The organism is Pontibacter mucosus, from assembly GCF_003054055.1.
Classification (GTDB): domain Bacteria; phylum Bacteroidota; class Bacteroidia; order Cytophagales; family Hymenobacteraceae; genus Pontibacter; species Pontibacter mucosus.
This window is the reverse complement of sequence record NZ_QBKI01000007.1, coordinates 1-11,886: the sequence shown is the minus strand read 5'-3', so window position 1 is coordinate 11,886 and position 11,886 is coordinate 1. Positions and strand designations below refer to the sequence as shown.

The following is an 11,886-nucleotide window of genomic DNA, read 5'->3' as shown; positions in this document are numbered from 1 at the left end:
AGATGCTTAAATGAGGAAGTATAAAGTATAAACTCGGCCCTCGCTCGCCTCCGGCGAGTGCGCGCTATTGAGTAGCGTCCCGCCTCCTCATGAAGAAAGTATAAGCTGTGGAAGTATAAAGTATAGACAGTGGCAGTCGGAGGACATAAGATGCCTCACACTCGCCTCCGGCGAGCGAAGGGAAAGTATAAAGTATAAAAAAGCCCTGCTCCAGGTATACCTGGAGCAGGGCTTTAAAGTATTCTACAGAAGATTCTTAGTTGAAGTAGTCCTTCACTTTTTCAAAAAAACCCTTCTCGTTCTTGCCTGGGTTTGGCGTAAAGTTCTTCGAGTAGCGCAGGCCTTCCAGCACCGCTTTCTCGTCGCTGCTCAGGTCTTTCGGCGTCCATACGTTCACATGGATCAGCTGATCGCCTTTGCCGTAGCCGTTAATGTCCTGTATGCCTTTACCGCGCAGCCTGAAAATCTCGCCGCTTTGCGTGCCCGGCTTCAGCGTAATCTTCACTTTACCCGTGATGGTCGGCACCTCTACCTCGGCGCCCAGTGCAGCATCAATAAAGCTGATGTACTGGTCGTAGATGATGTTGTTGCCTTCCCGCTTCAGGGTTGGGTGCGGCTCCTCCTCTATCTGTATCAGCAGGTCGCCTGGCACGCCACCGCGCTCAGGTACGTTGCCCTTGCCGCTCATGCTCAGCTGCATGCCATCCATTACACCGCCCGGCACATTAATCGTGATCACCTCCTCGGCCAGCTCACGCCCGCTGCCGTGGCAGGCCTGGCAGTTGCTGGTTACAATGCGGCCCTCGCCGTTACAGGTAGGACAGGTACTGGTAGATACCATCTGCCCCAGCATGGTGTTTACCACCTTGCGCACCTGGCCAGAGCCCTGGCAGGTACCGCAAGTCTGCATGTCGGTGCCGTTTTTAGCGCCGTTGCCCCCGCAGGTGCTACAGGCCACATACCGCTTTACCTTGATTTTTTTTTCTACGCCATTGGCAATCTCCTCCAGGTTAAGTTTCAGCTTAATACGAAGGTTTGATCCCTTGCGCTGACGGCGCCCGCCACCACGGCTGGCCCCTCCGAAGAAGCTTTCGAAACCGCCACCGCCAAAGATATCGCCGAACTGGGAGAAGATATCCTCCATGTTCATGCCACCGCCGCCACCGAAGCCGCCGTTCATGCCCTGATGGCCGAACTGGTCATAGCGCTGGCGCTTCTGCTGGTCGCTCAGCACCTCATACGCCTCAGCTGCCTCCTTAAACTTATCCTCAGCAGTCGGGTCGTCGGGGTTTTTATCGGGGTGGTACTTGATGGCGATTTTACGGTAAGCCTTCTTTATCTCCTCCTGCGTGGCGCTCTTGCTTACACCTAAAACCTCGTAATAATCTCTCTTAGCCATGGCTTACGCTCCAATTACAACTTTCGCAAAACGGATTACCTTCTCGTTCAGCGTGTATCCTTTCTCAATCACGTCTACAATCTTGCCCTTCAGTTCTTCAGACGGAGCCGGAATTTGCGTAACTGCCTCGTGGAGGTCGCTATCGAACTCATCGCCGGCCTTGGTCTCCATTGGCTTGAGGCCCTTCTGGATGGTTACGCTCTTAAGTTTGTGGAAAACCAGTTCCAGACCCTGGGCAACCGCCTCTACGTCTTTGGCGCTCTCCACAGACTGGCTTGCGCGGTCCATGTCGTCCAGCACGGGCAGTAAGTCCGTCATCACGTCCTCTGCAGCTGTCTTAATCAGATCCAGGCGTTCTTTTGCCGTGCGGCGACGGAAGTTCTCAAACTCGGCCATCAGGCGGATGAACTTATCCTTCATTTCAGCCAGTTCGGCGGCAGTTGAGTCCTGCTGTGTTTCCGCATTGGCTTCTTCAGCTGTCTCATCCACCTGGTTCAGTTCCTCTTCGGTAGCTGCATTGGCAGTATTTTCCTGCAGTTCCTCGTGCTCTTGCTCCTTTTTGGTATGTTTATCTGACATAATGCCTTAAAAAACTTTGGTTGAATGGTCTATTTTGTCTTTTCAATTGTCTTGCCAAAGACGAGCTTGTGCCATTCTGACACAGCTCAATTCTGAATGAGTGTCTGAGTGAATGACTGAATGCTTATTTGAAATCCAGAGATTTGAAATTTATGCGCCTGACAAGCGTATCTAAAACGCTTCACATCCTCCTCAATAATGATTCACTTAATCATGCCTTCAAAATTCACTCATTAAAAAAAATCGGTAGCAGGTTTTACAACCCCTACCGATCCTGGTTTTATACTTTTACCGGGTTGTGCGCTAGCTATTAAGCGCCTCCCAGATCATGTCTTTCAGTTGCGTAATGTTCTTTCCTGTTATACTGGATATGAACACAGTCGGCAGGCCTTCCGGCAGGGTTCTGCGCATCTCGTTTTCCAGTTCCTCGTCCAGCATGTCGGATTTGGTGATGGCCAGTATACGCTTTTTGTCCAGCAGCTCGGGGTTATACTTTTCCAGTTCGCCTAGCAGCACACCATACTCGCTGGCAATGTCGGCACTCTCACAGGAAACCATAAACAGCAGCATGGAGTTCCGTTCGATGTGGCGCAGGAAGCGCAAACCCAGGCCTTTCCCCTCAGAGGCTCCCTCAATTATTCCCGGAATGTCAGCCATCACGAAGGATTTGTAATCGCGGTAGGCCACTACGCCGAGATTAGGCTCCAGGGTCGTGAAAGGGTAGTTCGCTATTTTGGGCTTCGCGGCTGATACAACCGAAAGTAGCGTAGACTTGCCGGCGTTCGGGAACCCCACCAGTCCGACATCGGCCAGCAGTTTGAGTTCCAGAATAACCCACTCCTCGATACCTGGCTCACCTGGCTGGGCATAGCGCGGGGTTTGGTTGGTAGGAGACTTAAAATGAGCGTTCCCCAGGCCGCCGCGGCCGCCGGGGGTAAGTATAATTTCCTGACCATCCTCCGTTATCTCGCACATTACCTCGCCTGTTTCGGCGTTGCGGGCAATCGTTCCGAGCGGCACCTCCAGAATCTCGTCCTGGCCTTGTGCACCGGTAGAGTGGCTGGCACCGCCGTTCAGGCCGTTGGCAGCAATAACGTGCTTGCGGTACTGCAGGTGCAGCAGCGTCCAGAGCTGGGCGTTTCCGCGAAGTATCACGTGGCCGCCACGGCCTCCGTCGCCCCCGTCGGGGCCACCTTTTGCCGTGCGTTTATCCCGATGCAGGTGCGCGGAACCTCCGCCACCGTGCCCGGAGCGCGAGCAAATCTTAACGTAATCTATGAAATTGCTTTGTGCCAAATTTGATTGGGCCAGTAGGCTATTTATTCTCTTCCTGCTTCTCTTTCAGCGCGTCAATGTGCTGGCACAGCGCCTTAAAGATTTCTTCTATCTCACCGATGCCATCCACCGCAAAGTATTTTCCCTGACCGGCATAGTAGTCAGCCACCGGTTTGGTTTTGGTGTTGTACTCGTTTACGCGCTTGCGGATCAGCTCTTCGTTCTGGTCGTCTGGACGGCCGGATGTCTGGCCGCGCAGCAACAGGCGCTTGGTCAGCTCCTCGTCGTCTACTTTCAGGGCAATCATGGCAGATATCTCCGTATCGTTGTCCTGCAGCAGCTTGTCCAGCCCCTGGGCCTGTGGCACGGTGCGCGGAAAGCCGTCGAAAATAAAGCCTGCCGCCTGGCGGTGCTCCTTCACCTTGTTTTCGATCATACCGATCACCACCTCGTCGGGCACCAGCAAACCGTTGTCCATTAGCTTTTTAGCCTCAAGGCCAAGCGCGGTTCCGGCTGCGATCTCAGAGCGCAGCAGATCGCCGGTAGAAAGGTGAATCAGGTTGTATTTATCTAATAGTTTTTGACTTTGGGTACCTTTACCAGCACCTGGAGGGCCAAACAAAACGATATTAAGCATATCTGATAGCTAAATTAAAAAGCAAATATAAGTATAAATCCTAACTAAGCACTTAAGTTTTGGTGACAGGAAGACCTACGGCCAGCCTGGAGGGCTTATGACACGATCTTGTAGATGTCGCGCAGGTTGCGCCCCAATCCGTTGTAGTCGAGGCCATAGCCCACCACAAAGTCGTTCGGGATGGCACGGGCCACATACTTTACATCCAGCGGGTGCTGCAGGCAGTCGGGCTTCATCAGCAGCGTGGCCACCTCCACCGAGGCAGGGCTGCGCTCTTTTAACTGGCTCAGCAAACCGTGCACGGTATGACCGGTATCCACAATATCCTCCAGCACTATTACATGGCGCCCCCTTATGTCCTCCGTCAGGCCCAGCACCTCTTTCACCTTGCCGGTGCTGTGCATGTCCTGGTAGCTGGCCAGGCGGATGAACGAAATCTCACAGGGTATGGAAACCCGTTTGAGCAGGTCGGATACGAACATGAACGAGCCGTTGAGCACGGCCAGGAAGAGGGGCTTTTTCTCAGCGTAATCACTGTCCAATTGCTCGGCCAGCATGTGGATGCGGGCAATTATCTCCTCTTCAAAAATATAAGTACTGAACTCACAGTCATGTATCTGAATAGTACGCGGCTCCATGTGATATTGGGTTTATCCTGAACAAAGGTAAGTATAAATAAAAAATAAGCCCAACCTAAAGCCGGGCTTATCTTCATATTTGCTGCGGGCAATTACTTTGTTTCAGTAACGAAACTCAGCATCAGGGTGGTTTGCTCGTTTATACTTGTGTGAGCCGGCGCCTGCTGCACTTCGTTCATGTTAATCGGCTCCAGGTCTATCGGCGGCTCGGGAATGGGCGGCTCCTGCTCCAGGGCAATGTGCGGTGCAATCACCAGCGACACGATAGACATGAGCTTAATGAGGATGTTCATACTTGGGCCGGAAGTGTCTTTGAACGGGTCGCCTACGGTATCGCCGGTAACGGAGGCCTTGTGCGGCTCGGAGCCTTTGTACTCCATCACCCCGTTAATCATCACCCCTTTCTCAAAGGATTTCTTGGCATTGTCCCAGGCGCCGCCGGCGTTGGACTGGAACATGGCCAACAATACGCCCGACACAGTTACACCGGCCAGCGTACCGCCCAACACCTCGGCAGAGGAAGTATCCGGAAAAACATCCCGCAGTCCAAAACCGATGATAACAGGCACCAGCAGCGCAATGGCTCCCGGCAACATCATCTCCCGGATGGCGGCCTGGGTAGAGATAGCCACGCATTTTTCATACTCCGGCTTGCCGGTTCCCTCCATAATCCCCGGAATCTCGCGGAACTGTCGGCGCACCTCGTGCACCATCGCCATGGCCGCACGGCCCACCGCCGAAATAGCCAGGGCCGAGAAGATAAACGGAATCATGGCGCCGATGAACAGACCAGCCAGCACGGGGGCCTTATATAAATCTATACTTTCGATACCGGCAATGCCCACAAAGGCAGCAAAAAGCGCTAGCGAGGTGAGGGCGGCAGAAGCAATGGCAAAGCCTTTGCCGGTGGCGGCAGTGGTGTTGCCTACCGCATCCAGGATGTCGGTACGCCCGCGCACTTCCCTGGGCAGCTCGCTCATTTCGGCAATACCGCCGGCGTTGTCGGCAATCGGGCCAAAGGCATCAATAGCCAGCTGCATGGCGGTCGTGGCCATCATACCTGCCGCCGCAATCGCCACCCCATACAGGCCGGCTGCCGCGTAAGACAGCACGATGCCGCCTGCCAGCACGATAATAGGCAACACCGTAGAGTGCATTCCCACAGCCAGGCCCGCAATAATGTTGGTGGCATGGCCCGTAGACGACTGCTGCACGATAGAGTTAACGGGCTTCTTGCCCATCGCCGTGTAGTATTCCGTGATGATGCTCATCAGCGTTCCTACCACCAGGCCCACGATCACGGCCATAAACACGCCCATCTGCGTGAACTCGAAATTGCGGAGCACCAGGTTGTCGGGCAAAATCATGGTGATGGCGAAGTATGAGCCCACGGCCGTAAGTATAACCGAGATCCAGTTGCCCCGGTTGAGGGCCGCCTGCACGTCGCCGCCCTCTTTCACGCGCACGAACAACATGCCTATCAGCGAGAAAACAATTCCCAGACCCGCAATGAGCATCGGAAGTATAACCGGGGAAAGTCCGCCGAAATTATCATCAGCCAATACTTCACGGCCAAGCACCATGGTCGCCAGAATCGTGGCCACGTAAGAGCCGAAAAGGTCGGCGCCCATACCGGCCACGTCGCCCACGTTGTCACCCACGTTGTCGGCAATGGTGGCAGGGTTGCGCGGGTCGTCCTCCGGAATTCCGGCCTCTACTTTGCCCACCAGGTCGGCGCCCACGTCGGCAGCCTTGGTATAAATACCGCCACCCACACGGGCAAACAGGGCTATACTTTCAGCGCCCAGCGAGAAACCGGTGAGCACCTCCAGGGCGATCTCCATCTCCACGCCGTTCACATCGCCGCCCGTACTTTGTACAAACAGGTAGTAGAAAAGTATGAACAGGGAGCCCAGGCCCAGCACCGCCAGACCAGCCACGCCCATGCCCATAACGGAGCCTCCCGCAAACGAAACCCCCAGCGCTTTGGACAGACTGTTACGGGCAGCCTCGGCCGTGCGAACATTAGCCTTGGTAGCGATGCGCATGCCTATAAAGCCCGCCAGCGCTGAAAACATGGCGCCAATAATAAAAGCACCCACTATCAGCGGGTGAGATTTCTCTCCGGTATATCCCAGGTAAAACAGAAATACAGAAGCAATAACAACGAAGTAGGCCAGCACCTTGTACTCGGCTCTCAGAAAGGCCATGGCTCCGTCGGCGATATGGCGGGCGATGGTTTTCATACGCTCGTTACCGCTCGGCTGCTTGGTCACCCAGGCCGACCGGATGAAGGTGTATATCAGCGCCGCCACTCCAAATCCAGGGATTGCGTAAAGAATAGGTTCCATTCAGTTAAATTAAGGTTAAGGGATTTAATAAGGGGTATATATAGATATTAAAGAAAATTGTTTCGTTAGACTTTTCCAAATATCCGGCAAGCTTTCCTGTAACTCCCATTTGCACTTATTTTACTAACCAATAGCATGTTGCAACATCAATAAAGAAAACCTGGTTGGTGCTGTCTGTGAGGCCTGTCAATAGATTCTTAATACTAATTCAGGTACTGGTTTTAGTTGGAGGTGGTGTGTTATTTAGCAGGCCAAGGAGGCGATATTACCTCCTCCCCTAGAAATAGGTAAAATGCTTTGGCTGTACCGGGTCCAACCACCCCTACCCCTCCTTGTCTAAGGCGGGTAGTCCGTAGTTACTTATCTAAAGTATAAGCTCTATAGTTTCTGTTCTCGCGCGGACAGGTCGCGACCTGTCCCTACCAAGTATAAACCCACCCCTGACCCCTCCCAAGAGGGGAATTGTCAGCAGACAAGTAACATCCCCCTCCCCCCTTCGAAGGGGGACTCTTGCTGAGGCTTTGTCAGCAGCGGCTATCGACCTTCTCCCAGCCTTGGGTTGAGCGCCTTGTGGATGTTGCGGTGCCCGCCAGGGCATTGCGACGTAGGAGCAAAGGAAGCGAAAGCAGCGCGATGCCCTTATCGAGGGCCCCTACCCCCAAGGCGAGGCCTCCCGGCCTAGGAGGGCAGAAAGCTAGAGATGAAACTGTAGCTTATGTAAGACTAACTGTAGCTTATGTAAGACTATAGGATAAGTGGTAGCTAGAAAGGATAGCTTAGCTCAAATGAAGGAAGCGGTGGCTAGGGAAGTATGGCTTGCGCGGACTAGGAAATCCGCAGCAGAAGTGGTTCCGGACAAGGATGTCCGGAACAGCGTTATCAAAGTATAAAAGTATAGCCGAAGTATAAAGTATTGGCTTTTCAAGCCAGTCGGATTGCAAATCCGAGAAGATAGCAAGGCACGGGTTGCAAACCCGCGCCAGCGATGGGGTATGAAGTATAACTAAGCTATATAGTATAGCCAAAGTATAAATATGGCAAAAGCGAGTATAGAAGTATAACCAGGGAAGTATAGGTAAAGGAACACGCCATACTTCCCTGGTAAAAACTACACTCTATAACTTCTCCATCAACACCTTGTACAACGCCACCATACCTTCAATATCCTTCTTGTGCACGATCTCGTTCGGGGTATGTACGTTATCCTCGGGAGCGCCTACAAAGCACCAGTCCCAGGGGTAGGCGCTGCGCTGCAGCTCCTTGGCATCGCTTCCGCCGGCACCCTCTACTTCCAGCTGATAGGGTATACCCGCCTCTTTGGCTATACTTATAATGCGCTGCACGTAAGCGCGCCGCGGAATCAGGCTGTCGCGCATCGAGATCACGACGCCCTTGCCGGCGTGCACCCCCTCCGTTACCCAGGTTATATCCGAAATCAGGCCCTGCGTAACGCCGTATTGCTCGTGTATGTAGCGGGCCAGGTACGACACCGAGCCTCCTCCGTGCTCCTCCCAGCAGCAAAAAGCGATGATACCGTTCTCCAGCGTCTCGGCCACCTGCAGCGCCGACCATACGCCCAGGCGGTTGTCGAGGTAGCAGCTTTGCACAGTCTCCTCCGTCTCCCTGAAATCGCACTTAAACACCAGCTCTGTGCCCCGTTCTATCTCACGCTCAAACGCATAGCTGATAGCGCCGGACTCCTCATCAAAAGCCAGCGTGCACTCTATTTCTCCCTGGCTGTCCTCCCCCACCAGCGTATAGCCGCTCTCCAGGTCCGGACCACCTATCCTCACCAGTTGATGGCCATAGCGAACGGTAAATCCTATCGAGTCCATGTGGGCAAAAATTGCACTCTTGGGTTTGCCAAAGACCAATACGATGCAGTCCTGAAACCCTTCTCCATGCAGTATAACAGGCTGTTGTTTCCACTTCGATTTGTGCTCAGTTATATAATTAAGCAGGAATTCCTTCAGCTTTTGTTCGTTGCCCGATGGGGCGTGGATGCGGCAGAGTGTTTCGAGTAATTTCATAAATTATTTTACCTTTAGGGAATTCATTATCATTAGAATTGTTGTACTTTTAGAACTAGCAAAGCCTGCTGCCCAACAGCACGAACAAACTTACAATTTTTGGCCCTCCATGAAGAACGTATTTTTAGCAATCTTCACGCTCCTTTTCCCTGCCTTCGCTTTTGCACAACAGTCCACTGACTCTACGGCGATGCGACAGGTAACCATGTCTGAGGTGGAAGTACTTCCGGCCGCAGCCAAGGTAAAAGGTATGCTGCTCCTGAACAAGGATGTGCAGTATGAGCTGGAGGGGGCTGTTGACAACATGTACAACTTCAAGTATGAGCGTGCCGAGAAACAGTTTAAGTCGCTGCGCCGCCGCTATCCTGAGCACCCGCTGCCATACTTCCTGATGGGCCTGAGCCAGTGGTGGAAGATCGTACCGACCAACATCCAGACCCTAAAGTACGACGACCTGTTCTTCGCTTACATGGACTCTACCATCCAGAAGGCCGAGACCATGTACGAACAGGACGAAAACAATGTGGAAGCCGCCTTCTTTCTGGCCGCATCTTACGGGTTTACCGCCCGCCTGCACTCTGAGCGCAGCAACTGGCGCAAAGCCACAGTGGCCAGCAAGCGCTCCCTCGACTACCTGGAGAAGGCCAAAGCCGGCAACGGCCTGAGCCCTGAGTTCCTCTTCGGGGAGGCCCTGTTCAACTACTACGCCGTCTGGATTCCTGAGAACTACCCGATGCTGCGCCCTGTGCTTGTTTTCTTCCCTAACGGGGATAAGCGCCTGGGGTTAAAGCAGCTGTCTTATGTGTCCCAAACCGGTTTTTACACCGGCACCGAGTCGAAGCTCTTCCTGATGAAGATTCTGGCCAACGAGGAGAAGAAGATGCAGGAAGCCCTCGAAATATCCGAAGACCTGGCCCTGAAATACCCTGACAATGCCTATTTCCAGCGGTTTTACGCCCGCTTGCTGTTCGTGAATGGCCATTTCACCAAGGCAGAGCGCGTTTCAGAGGAGATTTTGGCTAAGTTAGAGCAGCAAATGCCAGGCTTTGAGGCCGTGAGCGGCCGCTATGCTTCTTATATTCTGGGCTACATCAACCAGCACAAGTACCGCGACTTTGAGAAGGCAAAGGACTACTACAAGAGCACGATTAAGTATGCCGAGATGACAAATGAGCGCGAATCGGGCTACTTTGTCAATTCATACCTGAACTTGGCGCGCATTGCCAAGCAGCAAAAAGACAAGGCCGCCGCCAAGGGCTACTATTCTGTGGTCATGAAGGCCAGCGATAAGAAGTCGGCGAACTACAAAGAGGCAAAGACCTTTTTAAAGGAGAACAAAAAAAGCTAATCAGCACAGTATAAGTATAAAGTATAAAAGGAGAGGGATGCCATTGGTGTGGCATCCCTCTCCTTTTATACTTTCAAGCGGCTGCTTAAGCAGGCTGCTCTGCTGGTTTAAGGATTTTCTCCTTGAAGTACTCCAGCGTCCTTTTCAGGCCCTCAGAGCGGTCCACCTGCGGCTCCCAATCCAGCACCTGCTTGGCCAGCGTGATGTCCGGCTGGCGCTTCTGCGGGTCGTCGGTGGGCAGCGGCTGGTACTCCACCTTCAACTCCACGCCCGTCAGGCGGCAGATCTCCTCGGCAAACTCGCGGATGGTGATCTCAGACGGGTTACCGATGTTCACCGGCAGGTGGTAGTCGCTCAGCAGCAGGCGGTAAATACCCTCCACCAGGTCATCCACATAGCAGAAGGAGCGCGTCTGGCTGCCGTCGCCGAAGATGCTCAGCGGTTCGCCGCGCAGCGCCTGGCTCAGGAAGGCTGGCAGCACACGGCCGTCGTCGAGGCGCATGCGCGGGCCGTAGGTGTTGAAGATGCGCACAATGCGCGTCTCCAGGCCGTGGTGCATATGGTAGGCCATCGTCATGGCCTCCTGGAAGCGTTTGGCCTCGTCGTAGCAGCCGCGCGGCCCCACCGGGTTCACGTTGCCCCAGTAGTCCTCCGTCTGCGGGTGCACCAGCGGGTCGCCGTACACCTCGGATGTGGAGGCGATGAGCATGCGCGCGCCCTTGGCCTTGGCAAGGCCAAGCAGGTTGTGCGTGCCCAGCGAGCCCACCTTCAGTGTCTGGATAGGGATCTTGAGGTAGTCGATCGGGCTGGCCGGCGAGGCGAAGTGCAGGATGTAATCCAGGTGGCCCGGCACGTGCACGAACTTGCTCACGTCGTGGTGGTAGAACTCAAAGTTCTCCAGCTTGAACAGGTGCTCGATATTCTCCAGGCTACCCGTTATCAGGTTGTCCATCGCGATGACGTGGTGCCCTTCCTGTATGAACCTATCGCAGAGGTGGGAGCCCAGAAAGCCTGCCCCGCCCGTTATCAATACTCTTTTTTTGGTCATGATATGTCTTATACTACTGCTTTTTCCTGGTTAGTGTGCTGCTTTACCCCGATGCCGTAGTAGGCGAATCCCTTTTTGGCCAGCTCCGCCCCGTCGTAGATGTTTCTTCCGTCGAAGACGGCCTTCTCGCGCATGAGCTTGCCCACCACAGAGAAGTTGGGCGAGCGGAACTCGGGCCACTCGGTCACCAGCAGCAGCGCGTCGGCCTCGATGAGCACCTCGTACTCGTCCTTGCCGTACTCGACCCTGTCGCCCAGCGAGTGGCGGGCCTCGGCCATGGCCACCGGGTCATAGGCCTTCACCCGGGCGCCGGCCTCCAGCAGGCGCTCGATGATGACCAGCGAGGGGGCCTCGCGCATGTCGTCGGTCTTGGGCTTGAACGAGAGGCCCCACACGGCAAAGGTCTTGCCAGCCAGCTCGCCGTTGAAGTGGGCCACGACCTTGTCAAAGAGCACCGACTTCTGGCGCTCGTTGACCTCCTCGACGGCCTGCAGCACCCGCATGGGGTAGCCCTGCTCGGCGGCCGTCCGTATCAGCGCCTTCACGTCCTTGGGAAAGCACGAGCCCCCATAGCCGATGCC

The 11,886-nt window shown here is 54.3% G+C and carries 11 protein-coding genes; 1 reads left to right on the top strand and 10 read right to left on the bottom strand.

Features of this window, described 5'->3' with window-relative positions:
* Positions 1–256 precede the first annotated feature (256 nt).
* From dnaJ to C8N40_RS14040, 8 genes are all read right to left on the bottom strand, one after another.
* Positions 257–1,399, bottom strand: coding sequence for a molecular chaperone DnaJ (gene dnaJ / locus C8N40_RS14070; RefSeq protein ID WP_108212421.1), 1,143 nt, complete (start codon positions 1,397–1,399; stop codon positions 257–259).
* A 3-nt stretch (positions 1,400–1,402) separates the two neighbouring features.
* Positions 1,403–1,978, bottom strand: coding sequence for a nucleotide exchange factor GrpE (locus C8N40_RS14065; RefSeq protein ID WP_108212420.1), 576 nt, complete (start codon positions 1,976–1,978; stop codon positions 1,403–1,405).
* Positions 1,979–2,281: 303 nt separating this feature from the next.
* Complete coding sequence (gene obgE / locus C8N40_RS14060) at positions 2,282–3,274, bottom strand: GTPase ObgE (protein ID WP_108212419.1); 993 nt, start codon at positions 3,272–3,274, stop codon at positions 2,282–2,284.
* Positions 3,275–3,293: 19 nt separating this feature from the next.
* Positions 3,294–3,890: an adenylate kinase gene (locus C8N40_RS14055; RefSeq protein WP_108212418.1), complete on the bottom strand. Its 597-nt coding sequence runs from the start codon at positions 3,888–3,890 to the stop codon at positions 3,294–3,296.
* Positions 3,891–3,985: 95 nt separating this feature from the next.
* A complete protein-coding gene (gene hpt, locus C8N40_RS14050; protein ID WP_108212417.1) occupies positions 3,986–4,528 on the bottom strand; it encodes a hypoxanthine phosphoribosyltransferase in 543 nt (180 codons plus the stop codon).
* A gap of 92 nt (positions 4,529–4,620) precedes the next feature.
* Positions 4,621–6,879, bottom strand: coding sequence for a sodium-translocating pyrophosphatase (locus tag C8N40_RS14045; protein WP_108212416.1), 2,259 nt, complete (start codon positions 6,877–6,879; stop codon positions 4,621–4,623).
* 776 nt (positions 6,880–7,655) lie between these two features.
* Positions 7,656–7,904 carry a hypothetical protein gene (locus C8N40_RS22460; RefSeq protein WP_146173574.1) on the bottom strand — a complete coding sequence of 83 codons (249 nt, stop codon included), beginning with the start codon at positions 7,902–7,904 and terminating at the stop codon, positions 7,656–7,658.
* A gap of 90 nt (positions 7,905–7,994) precedes the next feature.
* The gene (locus C8N40_RS14040; protein WP_108212415.1) at positions 7,995–8,909 is read right to left on the bottom strand and encodes a M20/M25/M40 family metallo-hydrolase; all 915 of its coding nucleotides are present in this window, start codon (positions 8,907–8,909) and stop codon (positions 7,995–7,997) included.
* Positions 8,910–9,018: 109 nt separating this feature from the next.
* On the opposite strand from C8N40_RS14040, the gene C8N40_RS14035 reads away from it, so the two are divergent.
* The gene (locus C8N40_RS14035) at positions 9,019–10,257 is read left to right on the top strand and encodes a tetratricopeptide repeat protein (protein WP_108212414.1); all 1,239 of its coding nucleotides are present in this window, start codon (positions 9,019–9,021) and stop codon (positions 10,255–10,257) included.
* Positions 10,258–10,342: 85 nt separating this feature from the next.
* On the opposite strand, the gene C8N40_RS14030 is transcribed toward C8N40_RS14035, so the two are convergent.
* Positions 10,343–11,305 carry a UDP-glucuronic acid decarboxylase family protein gene (locus C8N40_RS14030; RefSeq protein WP_108212413.1) on the bottom strand — a complete coding sequence of 321 codons (963 nt, stop codon included), beginning with the start codon at positions 11,303–11,305 and terminating at the stop codon, positions 10,343–10,345.
* Between the two features lie 8 nt (positions 11,306–11,313).
* The coding region (locus C8N40_RS14025) for a UDP binding domain-containing protein (RefSeq protein ID WP_146173573.1) at positions 11,314–11,886 on the bottom strand (573 nt) is incomplete at its 5' end.